The organism is Pseudoalteromonas sp. Isolate6, from assembly GCF_022398435.1.
GTDB lineage: Bacteria > Pseudomonadota > Gammaproteobacteria > Enterobacterales > Alteromonadaceae > Pseudoalteromonas > Pseudoalteromonas galatheae.
Map to the genome: position 1 here is coordinate 1 of NZ_JAKEVK010000097.1, position 16465 is coordinate 16465.

Genomic DNA, 16465 nt, shown 5'->3' on the forward strand with positions numbered 1-16465 from the left:
GTATAATATTTTAGTATTTATGCGACACGAAGTTTGTGTTGCATAATCGCTTGTTGGACTGAGCCGCTACACGCTCGATGTCTCAGAGTTGGTGTTATTTATGCTATGGGAATTTGCTTTTTAGAGACATTAGCCAAATCATTTGGTTTGAACAGCTAGTCTATTATTAATTAAGCTTTCCCTGCATTGCTCAGCGCTTATTATGTATTCATTACACCTAAATTTATCTTAATAAGCAATTATGTTTTTTTAGCGTACAGAGGCCGCTAGCCTGAGCAATTAAGTAGGTTAACCAGTTGATTTTGCTCAGCTATCGAGCTGCTAACTCGTTCGCTCTACTTTGGTCGGTGTTGCATCTAACTTGAATACGCCAATTAGCCGCAAGATACCTACCTTACAATGCTGACAAGGCCAATTCGGTATTAATGTCACGTTTTCTCCTGTCTTTGGCCTCTTTGCTCTGCATGTGCATGACGCCCACGACTTTATCAGCGCTAACTTTCGCTTGCGACATGCATTGGCTAAAAAGCCGTAATGCTGAATACGCATGAATCCTTTAGACAATGTATCTATACTCATGTTTTACAGCAAGACGCAAACTGTGCTGTTAGCCCTTTGAGCAAAATTTTCTAGCTTATTTTGGGGCAAAGGTGGGTTATATTAATAACCCGCCATGGACAAAAACAATTCAGCACCGAAGAAGCATAGTTAATTGACGTGTTAACTGATTCTTGGCACACGACTAGACTCGAAGACCTGCTTATTTAGCTGTTTTAGTTTGCTTAGCGCTATTTGGAATTGCCCATTTTTTGGAATTTTTTTACCTGAAAACTGTGCCCAAACTAGATTTCCTGGGCCATTGTAAATTTCTTCAAAAGTGCCGTTGGGCAATATTTTGATAATGATAGTGTGTTCTGGCTCGCTACGAAAGGAAACAATTTTTGACTGTGTAGCCTTTATTTCAACTTGCTTGCCATTATGCGTTTTTGCATCGAAACCCTTGTTAGATGCAGTTTCTAGATTTAATCCATACGCTTCAGCTACGAGGCATTCTCCAATACTACCAACCATGTGACCATCTGGCGTGAAATGCCTTCCTGGGAACATGACTTCAAGCTCATCAACAGTCGAATATAATTGCCGTATTAATTTCTGAAATTTATCGTGATCCATGTTTTCGCTTAACAATCGTAACCTACGAGCGATTCGGTCGTTTTTCTGCCGTGAATCGTCTCGATATTCTACTTACGGATTTTTTATCACAATGGCTAACTTATTGCCAGAAATAGCTTTCTAAGTAGTGGAACTCCAAACCTAGTCACATAGTTAGAGTTCTAAGCATGAAGAAAAGTAAGTCAAATAAGGCTTTGTTGAAAGCGCTTTTAATCGCTATTTTGAAGGGTTCGCCAAAACACGGTTTGGGCAAAAATGTGTCAGCCCAGATCCGACTAACTCGAAGCTAGACAAAAACGTTTTAGAGCCGAATGTCAGCTCTATGCTGTAAGTTCAATTAGTGGGTGTAATGCTATCCTTTTAATTATTTAGGAAAGGCTAACAGGCATTTAAGTAATGGAACCAGATAGCCCTAAAACTATACCAAATATTAAAAATGTTACGCCACTCACTTTATTGAATCGGCCTCGACCTTTTTCGCCTACTAGCAGCTTTACCTTTTCAGCAAGTGCTGCATAACCAAAATAAATTGTGAAATGAATCAATGCACTGATAATACACAGCATCACAACTTGTGGCATTAATGAAACGGTTGGATTAATAAATTGAGGTAGTAATGCCGATACAAAAATTAATGCTTTTGGATTCAAAGATGTAACCAAAAGTGCTTGCTTAAAAATCAGCCATGGTTGATAGTGTAAAGAGGACTGAAAGCTGTCAGTATCAAGCTGAGGCACTGACGAACTATATACCTTAATACCTAAATAGCATAAATAACCAGCACCAATTACTTTTATAAAAGTTAATAGTTCACTAAATGTTAGAATGACAGCTCCCAGACTTGTCGCACTCAGAATCAACAAGAGCTGAAATGCAGCGACATTGCCTAAAACGCCAAGCGCAGCTAGCTTCTTCCCATGGTTCAACCCATTATTAATAGAAAGTAACACAGAGGGTCCTGGTGACACCAAAAGTACCGTAATTATCACAGTATACGTAACGTATTGTTCTATATTCATTTTAATTCCTGACAATTACTTAGTTACTTGGTTTTCACTGCCGTAATCGCGAATAACATAGCCCACTCTTATTCTGAAGTGGCTAAAAAGCTCTTCCTTTCCTTTTTTCTGAGCGACTTGGTGTTCAAAATGCTCTTTCCACTGTTTGAGCGCCGTTTCGTTTTGCCAAAATGATAAGGATAAAAATTTATCCTGATTAGAAAGGCTTTGAAAACGCTCAACAGAGATAAAGCCATCAACCTCGTTGAGTGTACTTTTCAACGCCTGCGCTATTTCAAAATAGAGCGCTTTTCCCTGCTCTTTCGGAGTTACTTCAAAAATCACTGCGAGCATGTATTTTCTCCTTCAAGATCTCGCTTGTAAGTTGAGCGTACAACCTGCAAAAACGTACGTTTCTCATTAACAATAAACTTTTCCCTTTGGGCAAAGCGAAAGTTGCTTTTACCAAGTTCTGACAGGCGTAACTTGCTTCTATAGCGTTCATAATCAGCCAAAGAATCAAAACTGATTAAGCCGTAAGCTTTATTATTTGAACCCTCATGAGGTAAAAAATACCCTAATAACTCTCCTCCACATACGGGAATGATTTTGCTCCAGTTTTCAGCGTATTGTTCAAACATATCCAATTTGAAGGGATCAAGTTGGTATTCAATACAACAGGTAATTTTCAAAGTGGTTGTCTCCGTTTTCGTTTTTTGGCAGTCTACTCGTCATTAAATTTTGATACTTCGATGGCGATCGAACTGTGAAGGAAAAAGAGTGGAACCTAATATTGCCTATATTGGAAATTTAATCGGAGATACAGCTCGTTCTAAAATGCTTACAGCCTTGATGAGTGGTAAAGCGCTAACGGCAACAGAGCTATCACTTGAAGCAGATATTACCCCTCAAACAGCGAGCAGCCATTTAATGAAATTAGTTGAAGGCGAGCTTTTAGTCGTCAGGAAGCAAGGCCGCCATAAGTATTTTCAGCTAAGAAATATCCAAGTCGCTGAACTTATTGAGCAAATGCTTAATATTAGCGTATCTGTATCAAGTCCAAAGATATCAACTGGGCCTAGAAACGAGAGATTGAGAAAATCCCGTATTTGCTACGACCACCTAGCAGGAGAGTTAGGCGTAAAGTTATTCGATGCTTTGGTGGACAACGGCTGGCTAATTGAAAACTCTACCGAGATTATATTGACGAAAACAGGGCAAAAGTTTTTTAGCAACATAGGCGTTGATTTTAGCTCATTTAAAAACCGAAGCAGACCAATATGTAAAGCATGTTTAGATTGGAGCGAAAGACGAAGCCACTTGGCTGGCAGTCTAGGTAAGTGGGTACTAGACGATGCTATGAATCGCAACTGGGCAACACAAGATTTGGATTCAAGAGTAATTCAGTTTACTCCTCAAGGACTTAGTGCCTTTACGAAAAGGTATGGTATTTAAGTGTTAATACATATTGTTGATGTATGCCGTTCAATGTTAACTCCTCGCTTAAAGGCGGTCTTAATGCCAACTCGCTAAAGGTAATAAATAGAGCCAATGCGTTGCCCAGAGGCTCTATTAAAGTTACTACGTTAACAAGCTTTAGGGCAGGAATGAGTTGGCTGAACGACCGCTAGGTATGTACAAATAGTGCAAATAGCAGACACCCACCATAACATAAATGCAAATTATGGTGGGTGTCAGTGTTAGCCTAATCTTGCTGGTGTCAGTGTTAACCTAGCATTATTCAACTTGCTCACATGAAAATGGGCCAACCACGTCGCTTTTGATGGCAAATTTGGTATCAATTTCCGGATGCCGTGTTTTTATCTCCTCAAGCGCTTGCTCGAAGTTCTCTTTAACCTGCACCCTCCAAGGATGCGATGAAAATAAAATATAGTTATCGTAGTCATTCACATGAAAATGGATATCCTCGATATAGTTGAGGCTATTTTCTGCTATATCAAAAGTGCCAAGGCAGTTTAAGTCGGGATCAACTAATTTGGATCCTTGCATATATAACACCTGGTCAATTTCGTGCGTCCCCACTGGCAGTGGCAGAACAATCAACTTTTCCCGGGTGTCTTTTAGAACAAAGCTGTAGTTGTCTAGCATTTTTTGTGTATTTCGGGTAATGAATTGAGCATTACCAATATCGCCAGAGGTACTAAAACGGGCTAAAGCTAAGCCATGTCCTTCAGGCAAAGGCTTTTTAGCATCATATGCCAATTGCGCACAACCAGACAGAAAAAGAGAACAAACAACAACCATAGTTCTAAACATATTTACTTCTCACTACATAAAGGTGCGGCATTACAAGCACCTGTCAAATTCTAATTGCAAACATTAAACCCAAAAAAAGCAAACATTACAACTACAAGAAATACACGAATAATCAAGACTTTAGATTGCAAATAGCAGACACCCACCATAACATAAATGCAAATTATGGTAGGTGTCAGTGTTAGCCCTACTTCAATAGTGCATCTATCGCGGCGTTTGTGTGGTAGTGATGATTAGCTTTAGCTGTATACTGTTCCAAACCAAACTGAAAGCAATTACAGGACTTTCCTTTCAATGGCAGACCAAGCTATTTCACTTTCTAAATATAATCAAGATTGGCCACGGATGTTCCAAGATGAAAAGCTAAGGTTAGCGCCTTTGCTATGCCATTGGATTGAAGGTGGTATTGAGCATGTGGGTAGTACAGCGGTGGTTGGTATGGTTGCTAAGCCGGTGATAGATATTATGGTGGGTGTTAAGTCACTAGAAGCGTCAAAAGAAGCCATCCAAGTGCTCACTCAACACGGTTATTGTTATTACCCCTATAAAGCTGACGTAATGCACTGGTTTTGCAAACCAACGCCTGAGTTTAGAACCCATCACTTACACCTTGTTCCCTTCGATAGTGCACTTTGGCAAGAGCGCATTTCTTTTAGGGATAAATTAAGAGCATCATCAGATTTAAGCGCTGAGTACTGTGCGTTAAAGCAAAGATTAGCGCAACAATACAAAGATGATCGTGAGCAATATACTCAACAAAAATGGCCGTTTATTCAGAAAGTGTTGGCGTCATTTTATAGCTGATATTAATCCAGCCTGTCGTGGCAACACGAAACGGCGATAATCGGACATTTTATAGTTTTTAACTCAGAGAATAAGTGCCCTTTCTGAAAGTATGGTTGATTGGTGGCAATTAAAGTAAGTTAAAAGGCCAAGAAAAACCCAAGAGCCTTGGCTCTTGGGTTTTACGTTAAAGCAGCGATTAATTCGCTTTTGTTGCTTTGTATTTGATAGTTACGTTGTAGTAAGGGAATAGACCGCGTAGGCGGAAATTCCATTTACCTTCTGCAGGTTCGTCAAATACACAGCTTTCTTCACTCCCCCAAAGGTATGGGCGACAGTCGTACTTAAAGAAGTTTGGCATTCTCTGATGGCGCACATACAGGTCTGCTTCGCCTTGACCCGTGATAGATACTTCTAGTTTATCAAAGCCTGCTGGTAGCTCGATTGAGCGATGTTGCCACCAGAACCAACCTGCAAGGCCTGTAAACTCGCCTTCAATAATCGTCGGCTCTTTAGCAAGGTTAAGGTCGATTACCACGGGGTCATGATCCGATGCGCGATAAGCGTGTGTTGCGTAAAGACTTGCTTTGTGAGTATCTGACTTGTACTCAGTGTTGTAGTCTAGCGCGACGGGTTCGTCAGCATTGATATGCCAATCTGTTACCGACTTTACTTTTTCCATCATCGTGTTTGAAGCAAAGGCGTGATCTAGGCTACCGATACGTCCTTGATACACGTATGAATAATCTAAGCTACTACCATGAAGCGTTTGCTTGATGTTGGCATAACCATTCTCTACATAGGTGTTGATTGGATCTTCCTGAGCGTACGCGTTCATGTCACCTAGAATAATCACATCATCTTCTGCAACTCCTGTCGGATTTGTGCCAAGCCAAGTCGCTAGGGTATTAACCGCAGTGACTCGAGTTTGGTTCCAACAACCTTGACCGTCATTTTGGTCTTGATCTAAGCCCTCAGCTTTTGAACAACTGCCTTTAGAGCGTAAGTGAGCCATTACCACAGTGAAGATTTCTTCGCCGTTTGCCTCTTTGAAAGTTTGTACGACAGGAGGACGGTTACCGTAATCAAATGGTACGGCTTCGGTAAATGCAGGCGTGCCTACTTCAGCTACTTTGTTACTACGATAAATGATACCGGATGTAATTGCATCCCCACCCACTTGGTCAACATTTAGGTTTACAAATGCGTAAGTGTTAGCAGAGTCTGTCGCATTTAAAGCGTTAACGAGGTCGGCAATCGCACTAAACTCACCAAAGCCATCATTTTCTACTTCAAGTAGACCGATGATATCGGCATCGAGCGCTGAAATTGCAGCAACCGTTTTTGCTTTTTGGCGTTCAAACTCTTCTAGATTGTCAGCTCCTCGTGAAGTTGGGAAACCTGCACCTTGACCGTCACCATTGAAGTAGTTTAATACGTTGAAGCTTGCAATACGTAAATCTCCACGCTCTTCTATCTGAGGTGCTTCTGTACGTAGATTAGTATGGACAAAGTTTGGTGTTGTTGTTGGGTGAATACGGTATTGGCTATAACCATATCCCAGTACACCCTCAAGGCCCGTCACAGAATCGCCCAGTCGTAAAGTGTTATAGGCATCTAGCGTGGGTGATGGGTAAGGAATAACGTCAGGGTTTTGTACTGATGAACCATCATCAAGTAAAATTTCTTTGCGCTTGTTTTCAGCTTCTAGCTGGTTTGCTGCGTCACCAGGAGTTGCAACTTGAGTGCTTTGGTACAAACGTTCAGTACCTAAGCGTACTTCGCCGTAACGTGCAAGTCCGTATGTATCGTTAACGACCAACTCATTTGAAATCGAAACCAACATGCCTTCGTAGGCTTCAAGACCATTCTCTGCAGGTAAAGTAACGGTAGTCGCTGAAGCCGTTGCAGAACCGCATAGCTCGACTGCGTCGACGTTAATAAGTTGAGTTTGACCATACTTCTCTTCAACTTTACCACGTAATTTAACCACATCTCCTGCGCTTACTGGAGTTGCGGTATATACGACAAAAATACCTTCGGAAGTATTATTATCAGCATCATAGTCAGTGCTTTCTTCTTGAAGGAAGAAGCCGCCAAGCCCTGCATCTGATTGTAGGCTTGCAGTGACAACAGCTTGCACTTCAACCGTTTCTCCCGCTAATGGGCTTGCATCGCCAGCGCCCTGAATGGCACTGATCAAGGTATTATTTTCGCCACAAATAACTGGCTCTGGCTCAGGTACGTCACCGCCATTAATGTGGATACCTAGGTTGCTAAAATCATTCTTCGCAAGTGCAAGCCATTGTCCAGTGCCAACAAATGCAGAAGTTGCATCGGTGCGGCCAGTTGTTATTGCAGGATCTCTGACAAGCGTTTTATCTTTTGTTCTAATATCGCCATCAACCCATTCACTACCTGGGTCGACACCAACCTGGCCTAGGCTATCAACAACTGCACCATTGAGCGTAAGCGTAACGGCATCATCACCATTAAACCAGCTACTTGTGTTTGTTAACTGTGCTTTTGCGATGATCTCTGCTGCTGAGTCAGCATGAGCAATAACATAAGTTGATTTAGCCGCAAGTTCACCACTTAGCTCTATGTTCGTGCGAGCTTCTGTTGCACCATTAAAGAAGAAGTTGACGGAGTAACCTGTTAGACTAACAGCTTCATCACTACCATTGTAGAGCTCAATGGCTTTGTTATAACTACTACCTTCAACGTATTCAGAGATAATCACTTCTGCTTGTGCATTTAGGCAAGCTAATGCAATAGCTGAAGCTAGAATAGATTTTTTAATCATTTTTTATTTTCCCGTGTATTATAATTATTCGAATTTTTATTCGAACGCAGCATTTTAAGCGCTATTGATGACAATTCAATTAAACTTCACGGTCTATTTACATTGGTTTACACTAAATTGTGTGTTGAAGGACAAAAGTCGTTGAATTTCATGTCATATATAGAGCGCTAGAGTGAAGTGTTTTATGGATTGTCGTCTAATTAGTGGCGTGATAGTTGCGCTATACTCAATTGGTATTAAAGAGAAACACATTGCTAGCGGCTTGTTTAAAATAAATACAGGAGAACATGAATATGGCGATAAAAAGTTTAAGACAGTCATGCCTCCTGTTTCTTGCTTTATCGTTCATAACACCTGTGAATGCAAGTAGTATTGTCGGTGCTCACAATATCTGGCCGCCGTATATTATCGATGAACGCTCTGGCTTTAGTGTGGATCTCGTACGCGCGGCATTTGAAGCTGAGAATCAAGATTTTGAAATGCTTACTATGCCGTTTAGTCGAGCCATGCGAATGGTGGAAAACGGGCAGGTTGATATTATTCCCGCTTTATGGCGTTCTAACAGTCGAGATAAGCGTTTTGTTTTTAGTGAGCCGTACTACAGCAATCGCCTTGTGCTTATTTCGCACGCGGAGTCTGATATCGACTTTGAAAGCTTGGAAGATCTAAAAGGGTTGAGCGTATGCGCTATTCGGGGTTTCCGTTCTGAAATTGCGCTCGCTCAGATCTCACAAGTTCGCTTAGAAAAGCTCACCAACCTGAGTTCCTGTCTATCGCTCCTGAATAAGCAGCGAGTAGAAGCCGTAGTAAGTGACGAGCTTGCCTTTGCCTATTTGCGGGCTCAATACGATGAATTTCATAGCCTTAAAGTACATCAATCGACCATTGCACAGTGGCCACTTCATATTGGGATTAGCAAATCCAATCCAAAAGCAGCAGAAGTTATTGAATTGTTTAATAAGGGTCTTTTACAACTTAAGGTGAATGGAATTTATAAGGCGACTTTAAAAAAATACCGTTTGGATGAGTGAGCAATTAATCGTACTCGCTTCTTTCGACACATTGGTTTATCGTAATAAAGAAAGGGGTAATGAAGTGATACTTCATTACCCCTTTATCATATGGTTTTTGACTTGTTAAGACCCTTAACGCGCTACAGCCTGCCAACGGCGAACTACTACCAACGCGAGGCTGAACCAAATCAACCATAACGGCATACTACCACTATCACTCTTGTTAGTGATGGTATCAGTAGGCGCTTTGTTGACAGTAATATTTACCTCACCTTGCGCACTTGCTTCGCCATCTGAAACCGTATAAGTGATGATATCGCTGCCAACAAACCCAGCATTCGATTGGTAGGTCAGACTATAGTCAGCATTAATAGCGACACTACCGTGCTGTGCTGTCGCTTCAGTGACTTGCAGGGCGTCGCCATCACCATCACTGTCGTTTGCTAGAACATTAATGGTTACAGGCTTACCGGTTGTAACTGTTGCCATGTCAGATTCTGCCAAAGGAGCTGTATTAGCAATGACAGTAACAGCTACAGTTGCGCCTGCGGTTCCACCGTTCCCGTCAGTTATTGCGTAATTTATCGTATCAATTCCGACATAGCCTGTGTTTGGTGTGTAGTACAGGGTGTTATCTGAATTGATCTGAACCTCGCCAAAGCTGGCTGAAGCATTTGCTATGCTGAGCATATCTCCATCAGCATCAGTGTCATTCGCTAAAACGTCAATAGTAATATTAGTGTTCCACTTCATGCTAATTGCATCGTCTAGCGCTACAGGCATCTGATTATTTGAGAGCAGTACACCGACACCTCCTGGGTCCACAATACTACCGTTTGCTTCACCATCGTCATCATTAAGGCCACCATCTTCTATCTGAAGCTGCACACACCAATGTCCTTCAGTCAAACCCACAGACCAACTTTCATCTCCTGGAGGCGGACAAATACCTGGCTCACCTTCGCTACTAAACACAAGGTTGTTTGCGTCTTCCACAAAGTTAACCCAACTGCCTGATGACGCTTTAAATTTACGGTAAACGGCATCTCTTGGGATAGGTAGACGCTGTGGCATAACTAGCTGATATACTTGACCTGCTTTAGGGAGCCCATAAGCAATAAAGTCAAATAAGCCGCCGGTGATTTGCACATCATCATCGCTGCCCAGTTGTGAGTTACCCTCATCATCTGTCATGAGTAGGCCACCAGTTTCACCGCTTGCGGTAAACTCGCCTTTACGTAAACAGACCCCAGGGTTACCTTCAACTAAGAAACCATCCTGCGTAATCACTTCTTGAGGCATAACATTACACTCGGTGATCGCGTCTTGGAAATCGGGGATCCCGTCTCCGTCGTCATCGGCGTAACCCTCTTGACTATCAGGAATGAGATCGCCATCGGTATCTTCCGTATCAGACAATTGTTGTAGTGACTGGGTCACTTGGATAAATACGCTATCACTATCCTGTGCACTACTTGAGTCGGTAGCGGTATGTGTTACTTTATAAGTACCTGGTTGTAGAGCTGAAGGGTCAAAGCTAAGTTGTAGCGAATCCTCCGTATATTGATCGGAAGTCATACCTGTAACTCTCCATGCGCTCGTCACAGTATCGTCAACATTTGGATCGGTTACCGTTGCAACGACAGATACAGTTCCTTCATCTTGGCTAACGGTTAATCGGTTTTGATCATTCTGAGTCACCATTAGCGAGACATCTGGCGCGATATTTTGTTCGCTCACAGTAATAGTAGTTTCCCGTTTTGAACCAAGGTTAGCACCACTATTCAAGCTGACTGTGATCGTCTCATCGCCCTCAAACTCACTATCTGCAACAGTTTGAATTGAAATATTGGCCTTTGTACCTGAGTTTATCGTTACCGAGCCACTATTCAAGTCATGATCCACTCCAGATGTTGCGCTGCCTGTCACCGTGTAGTCGACTGTGACAGGATACTGCGGGGCAGGGCCATTTAGCAGCACTTGAATATTTACCTTGGTGCCTTCAGCAATGGTTTTGTCTTTACTCAACGACACTATTGGATTCACTCTCAGCAGCTGTTGATCTGTTCCTAAGTTACCGTTTGCATCTGTGGCTTGCCAGTAAACATTATGCTCTCCGGGTGCAAATACGGTTTTACCTTCAGTAAGGGTCACAGGTAAAGGCTCGCCACTGCTATTGAGTGCTGTCGCAATACCCAAATTTACCTTGGTAAATAGTCCCGTCGCATTAACTTCTAAATCTGCTGGGGCGGTGACAACAGGAGGCTCGCCATTGGTTGCGCCACTTATTTCTAATAGTGCGTTTGCTTTAGCTCGACCACCTTTCCCATCACGAATGGCGTAGTTTAAAGTAACTGCACCTGCGAAGTTATTCGGAGCTGTGTACTGCAGAGCATTGCCTACTACGCTGGCGCTGCCTAAACTTGCCTTGACACCTTCGATAATGAGGGTATCACCATCAACATCGGTATCATTAGCTAACACATTCAAAGTGAACGTATTATTGGCGCTCCCATCAAGCTGGAAGTTATCGTTATTTGCAATGGGTAAGTCATTTACAGCTGTGATAGTTAATGAAACCGTATAGCTATCACTTTGCAGCTCTCCATCGCTCACTGAATACGTGAAGCTATCGTCCCCATTGAAATCAGCTTCTGGTTGATATACCCAGCCTGCACCACTGTTGGTTAATGACCCATTTGCTGGCTGATTACCAATTGTCAGCGTTAAGGTGTCATCTTCAGCATCTTGTAATGTCGGCAGAATAGTCAATGAAGTATCTTCTTTAACGCTGAGCGTGAGGTTTTCACCCGTTGGCGCTGTATTTTCGGCAACTACTTCAAGGCTAAATGACGGTAAACTCGCATTGTCAGTGCCGTCACTAACGCTGATTTGAATACCGTTAGTCGTACCAATATCCGTCTCTGATGGTGTACCAGAAAGCTCACCAGTTGATACTGAGAATATTGCCCAACTTGGCTTATTAGTGACAGTAAAGCTTAGCGTGTCCTCATCTTCATCTGTTGCTGCAGGTATAAAACTATAGTTTTCTCCCACAGTGACTTTCACGCCAGGTGTACCACTGATAGTTGGCAAGCGATTGATGTTGACCACGCTTAGTGTGAAGTTAAGGTTTGCGCTTTCACTACCATCACTAACACTGATTGTGATGTTATATTGCTCACCACCATCATTAAAGGTAGGAGTACCAGATAGTGTACCCGTTGTACTACTGAATGTTGACCAATCAGGCGCGTTGGTAATGCTAAAGGTAAGATTATCATTATCCTCATCGGAAGCACTTGGGGTAAAGCTATAAGTTACTCCTTCATTTACCGAAGATGCAGGTGCTCCACTGATGGTGGGAGCTCGATTCACATCGTTTACGGTGATAGAAAATGTTAGGTTTTGAGTGGTACTACCATCACTTACCGTGATCACTATACCACTATAAGTACCTGCCTGCTCGAAGTTAGGAGTTCCAGTTAGCGATCCTGTCGTTGAGCTAAATGATGCCCAGCTCGGCTTATTGGCAATAGAGAAGCTTAGGTTGTCATTATCAGGGTCACTTGCGGTTGGTATGAAATTATAAACACCACCCTCAAGTACCGACGTAGGTGGAGTACCACTGATAGATGGCGCCCGATTCACATTTACAACACTAATATTAAAGCTTAGCGTTTGTGTTGCGCTACCATCGCTGGCCGTTATTACAATACCGTTGTAGTCGCCAGCATCAGTAAAACTTGGCGTGCCGCTCAAGGCTCCTGTGCTGGTACTGAAGGTAGCCCAACTTGGTTTATTGGTAATACTGAAAGTAAGTGTATCTCCATCAGGATCAGAGGTGGTTGGAGTAAAGCTATAACCGCTATTTTCATTAACGCTGGTCGCTGGTGTTCCGCTAATACTTGGTGTGCGGTTCACGTTGACGACAGTAATATCAAAATTTAAGGTATCGCTGGCTGTTCCATCACTCACCGTAATAACAATACCATTGTATGCACCTGCATCGGTATAACTAGGTGTTCCCGTTAAACTACCACTTGAGGTGCTAAAGGTTGCCCAGCTCGGTTTATTGGTGATACTAAATGTTAAGGTGTCGTTATCTTCGTCAGTTGCGGTAGGCGTAAAACTATATGCAACATTTTCGTTGATGGTCGCCGCTGGAGTACCACTAATAACTGGTGCTTTATTTAGTTCAACAACAAAGCTAAATGTTTGATTGGTAATAGCGCTAACACCGTCTTCCAAGCCATCTTCTAGTGAAAAGACAAAACTGTCACTCGCATTTTGAGAGTCGTCGTGGGTATAAAAAAGATTACCGCTCTCAATATCAGCTTGTGTGAATGTACCATTGCTACCGAGTGCTTCCCCACTGTCTAAGCTGTCATTACTATTTGCATCTACAAAGAGACTTCCGTGACTTGGCAAGGTAGTTACTGTATACGTTAAACCTGTACCACTATCATCCACATCGCTCGCAGACAAAGCTGAACTCGTGATGTTTACTGTTGTACCACCATTTAAGGTTAAACCCGTATTCGTTGCGACAACGGGGGCGTCATTGACGTTTGTAACCGTGATGGTGAAGCACTGCTCGCTGGTCTCAGTACCATCTGAAACAACTAAACAAATATAGTGATCGCCAACATCGTCATTGGTAGGCGTACCTGTTAAGGTTGTTTCGGCCGGCGATATCTTTCGAATTCGATGGTTACCGGTATCTGCAACATATACGATGCCATTGCTGTCTACTGCAATACCAAAGGGTTGGCTGAAGCGTGCCACACTCGCTAAACCATCGGTGTTTCCTGATGTTCCAGCACTTCCTGCAAAAGTAGTTACTTCGCTTGCGGTCGTGATTTTTCGAATTGTATGCCCCGTTTGCTCGGATACATAAAGGTTATTAGCGCTATCTAGTGCTACATCATAAGGTTTATTAAAGCTCGCTTGCGTGCCTGTGCCATCCGCTGAACCTGCTGAACCCGTTCCGGCAAACGTAGTCACAACACCTGCTGAGGTGACTTTACGAATAGCGTGATTATTGCGGTCAGCAATGAATAGGTCGTTATTGCTACTACTACCGCCATTATAGGGGAAGTTGAATTTTGCCGATGTACCAGTCGCATCGGTAAACCCAGAAGAGCCTTTGCTGCCAGCAAATGTAGTTACAACACCTGCAGGGGTTATTTTACGAACGATATGAGGGTTCGTTTCTACGACATATAAATTTCCGTTGCTGTCAATCGTGATACCCGTTGGCGCGGCAAAAGTGGCTGCTGTGCCAGTTCCGTCCGTACTGCCAGGAGAACCGCTGCCTGCAAAGGTGCTCACGACTCCTGCTGGGGTGATCTTACGGATTTTATTATTTGAGGAATCGGCAACATAAACGTTGCCAGAGGCGTCAACCGTTACGGCTTTGGGAAAGTTAAATGAAGCAGCACTACCAGTGCCTTCATCAGAACCTGCTGTTCCAGAACCCGCTAGAGTAGTGACAACACCCTCAGGTGTAATTTTACGGATCACATGGTTACTGTAATCGGCGACATAGACATTGTTATTACTGTCAGTTGCAACATCATAAGGTGATTTGAATGAGGCGGCAGTCCCGGTTCCATCGATATAACCGGAGCTTTGACCTGCAAATGTAGACACCGTTGCTTCTGTGCTGGTGTTCAAGCTTAGCCAACTTGGAAGCGGAGTACTAGCTGAGACAGAAACGGTGACGGCATCTTTGTCAGGGTCGCTGGTTGTGACTGAATACTTGTATAATGAGTCCTCAGTTGAAGCAGTGACCGCAGTGGAAGTAAACGTAGGCTTATCGTTAACAGCCGTGACGTTCACGGTACTGGTCGCGGCATCACCATCAACGGTACCATCATTCGGCGTAACCGTGAGCGTCATTGCCGTTGTGTTGTCTATTGCAGTAGTAATGTTGAGTTTAGTCGTTACATCGAGGTAGCTATTAAGCGCAGTCGTTGACCCACTTAATGTCATACTTGATGTTCCGCTTCCCGCCACTGTGACGCTACTCACTGTTCCATTGCCGTCGGTGCTTGCGATGGTGCCGCTGTCCAGAGCCAAGGTAACCGTTAAGTTGTCATCTTCGTTATCAGCTAAAACGACTGCAGATAGATCAACTGTTGTTGCGACATCTTCTGTCACCGTAAAGCTTGCTGGTAAGTTACTAATTGTAGGTGCGGTATTGGAGATATTGGCATCTAAATAGGCTGATTCATGCCATGCGACACATATTAAATTTAGTGCGTTGTTACAGGGAACACTACCTATTAGGGTATACCAACTGCCATTTTGGTTGGCAACACCTTTGACGGTATTCGAAGGTGAGGTTCCGCCCGAACAGTTGTTTGCGGCATTAAATGTCCCTCCAGAATCAGAGAAACTCCAAAAATACTTAACGTTGCCCGAATTTTCTAACATGTCGGATGCGTTACTGTTGAGGGCGCTGAGTGTACCGTTGACAAAGTCATCCCAATTGGCGTCAGCAAGCTTAGTGCCTCCGCTATTATAAACATTGACACTGGGTAGACTGTAATTCGTGTCAAGACTAGCTATATCATCGGATGCAGAGAATGAAATTACTGCACGGGCTCTAACCGGGCCATTACTCACTGCTGTTGAAGCAGAACTATCAATAATATTGTTTAGGCGGTTGTGCTTGCGTAGAAATTTACTTTTGCATAAAGCATCTGCTGTAGTTCTTGCTTCTGCAGCAGTTGTTCCAAAATAACCATTGCCCAGCTCACTAGTTTGATCTGCGTAGTCATATACAATGAGCTTATCAGAGGCTGGTAGCTCAGTGCCGTTACTAACGTAGTAGGCTTCGAACACTTCAGGTCGTATCGAGTTGCTCGACGGCAATAAAGCAACGACACCGTTGTAGCTGGCAAGGTCACCTCCAGAGAGCGTAACATGGTAAATTGAGCTGTTACCTGAGTCGACGGTGATTTGGGTGATTGATGCAGTTGTTTTACTACCTGTATCAATAGTTGTGTCGTTATTGGTGTCTTTCTCATCGCCTAGAATCGTAAAGTCACTGGCAGTTGGCGCAACGGAATGTGCGTTAACAAACGTGACTTTAAAAACTAATTCATCAGCATTTGTTGTTTCGTCAGTTGGTGTGAGCCTTTCGACTTTTTGCCAATTTTCGAGTGCAAATGCGGATGAGGTTAAGGCGAAAAATATACTGCCAGCTATGCAGCTGTTAGAGACAATCTTACGAACACGGCTTAACAGTGAGCGCTGTGTAATCATAATGACCCCTGAGTGGTTCAGTTACTAGGTTGATAATATTTATAGAACTGCTTTGGATGACAACTTTGTGGTTTTTTTATACAAAGATGCCATTTGAGTGTAGTTGATGTTTTGCAGCTTGGGATGACTCTCATAAAAAA

The 16465-nt window shown here is 43.0% G+C and carries 10 protein-coding genes; 3 read left to right on the forward strand and 7 right to left on the reverse strand.

Annotated elements, in window-relative coordinates; all coding sequences use genetic code 11:
* Window positions 1-720 precede the first annotated feature (720 nt).
* The 4 genes from L1D50_RS13740 to L1D50_RS13755 all read right to left on the reverse strand — a co-directional run bounded on the left by L1D50_RS13740 (window position 721) and on the right by L1D50_RS13755 (window position 2863).
* On the reverse strand, window positions 721-1173 hold the full coding sequence (locus tag L1D50_RS13740) for a hypothetical protein (protein ID WP_128727361.1): 453 nt from the start codon (window positions 1171-1173) through the stop codon (window positions 721-723).
* Between the two features lie 389 nt (window positions 1174-1562).
* A complete protein-coding gene (locus L1D50_RS13745; RefSeq protein WP_128727360.1) occupies window positions 1563-2192 on the reverse strand; it encodes a LysE family translocator in 630 nt (209 codons plus the stop codon).
* 15 nt (window positions 2193-2207) lie between these two features.
* Complete coding sequence (locus L1D50_RS13750) at window positions 2208-2525, reverse strand: antibiotic biosynthesis monooxygenase (RefSeq protein ID WP_128727359.1); 318 nt, start codon at window positions 2523-2525, stop codon at window positions 2208-2210.
* Window positions 2513-2863: an NIPSNAP family protein gene (locus L1D50_RS13755; protein WP_128727358.1), complete on the reverse strand. Its 351-nt coding sequence runs from the start codon at window positions 2861-2863 to the stop codon at window positions 2513-2515. The genes L1D50_RS13750 and L1D50_RS13755 overlap by 13 nt, the downstream gene beginning before the upstream one ends.
* 88 nt (window positions 2864-2951) lie before the next feature.
* Here L1D50_RS13755 and L1D50_RS13760 point away from each other — a divergent pair, with 88 nt between their 5' ends.
* The gene (locus tag L1D50_RS13760) at window positions 2952-3626 is read left to right on the forward strand and encodes a helix-turn-helix domain-containing protein (RefSeq protein ID WP_138523244.1); all 675 of its coding nucleotides are present in this window, start codon (window positions 2952-2954) and stop codon (window positions 3624-3626) included.
* A 282-nt stretch (window positions 3627-3908) separates the two neighbouring features.
* Here the strand turns inward: L1D50_RS13760 and L1D50_RS13765 are convergent, their stop codons facing one another.
* The gene (locus L1D50_RS13765; RefSeq protein ID WP_239966234.1) at window positions 3909-4448 is read right to left on the reverse strand and encodes a hypothetical protein; all 540 of its coding nucleotides are present in this window, start codon (window positions 4446-4448) and stop codon (window positions 3909-3911) included.
* A 294-nt stretch (window positions 4449-4742) separates the two neighbouring features.
* Between L1D50_RS13765 and L1D50_RS13770 the strand changes: the two genes are divergently transcribed.
* Window positions 4743-5252, forward strand: coding sequence for a GrpB family protein (locus L1D50_RS13770; RefSeq protein ID WP_138523248.1), 510 nt, complete (start codon window positions 4743-4745; stop codon window positions 5250-5252).
* A gap of 178 nt (window positions 5253-5430) precedes the next feature.
* Here the strand turns inward: L1D50_RS13770 and L1D50_RS13775 are convergent, their stop codons facing one another.
* Complete coding sequence (locus L1D50_RS13775) at window positions 5431-8037, reverse strand: ExeM/NucH family extracellular endonuclease (protein ID WP_128727354.1); 2607 nt, start codon at window positions 8035-8037, stop codon at window positions 5431-5433.
* Between the two features lie 293 nt (window positions 8038-8330).
* Here L1D50_RS13775 and L1D50_RS13780 point away from each other — a divergent pair, with 293 nt between their 5' ends.
* On the forward strand, window positions 8331-9068 hold the full coding sequence (locus tag L1D50_RS13780; protein WP_239966235.1) for a transporter substrate-binding domain-containing protein: 738 nt from the start codon (window positions 8331-8333) through the stop codon (window positions 9066-9068).
* A 114-nt stretch (window positions 9069-9182) separates the two neighbouring features.
* Here L1D50_RS13780 and L1D50_RS13785 read toward each other — a convergent pair whose 3' ends face one another.
* A complete protein-coding gene (locus L1D50_RS13785) occupies window positions 9183-16325 on the reverse strand; it encodes an Ig-like domain-containing protein (RefSeq protein WP_239966236.1) in 7143 nt (2380 codons plus the stop codon).
* Between the last annotated feature and the right edge of the window lie 140 nt (window positions 16326-16465).

Coding starts and splice junctions, on each gene's coding strand:
- L1D50_RS13770 (WP_138523248.1), top strand. CDS start 4,743: ATGGCAGACCAAGCTATTTCACTTTCTAAATATAATCAAGATTGGCCA.
- L1D50_RS13745 (WP_128727360.1), bottom strand. CDS start 2,192: ATGAATATAGAACAATACGTTACGTATACTGTGATAATTACGGTACTT.
- L1D50_RS13780 (WP_239966235.1), top strand. CDS start 8,331: ATGGCGATAAAAAGTTTAAGACAGTCATGCCTCCTGTTTCTTGCTTTA.
- L1D50_RS13785 (WP_239966236.1), bottom strand. CDS start 16,325: ATGATTACACAGCGCTCACTGTTAAGCCGTGTTCGTAAGATTGTCTCT.
- L1D50_RS13775 (WP_128727354.1), bottom strand. CDS start 8,037: ATGATTAAAAAATCTATTCTAGCTTCAGCTATTGCATTAGCTTGCCTA.
- L1D50_RS13750 (WP_128727359.1), bottom strand. CDS start 2,525: ATGCTCGCAGTGATTTTTGAAGTAACTCCGAAAGAGCAGGGAAAAGCG.
- L1D50_RS13765 (WP_239966234.1), bottom strand. CDS start 4,448: ATGTTTAGAACTATGGTTGTTGTTTGTTCTCTTTTTCTGTCTGGTTGT.
- L1D50_RS13740 (WP_128727361.1), bottom strand. CDS start 1,173: ATGGATCACGATAAATTTCAGAAATTAATACGGCAATTATATTCGACT.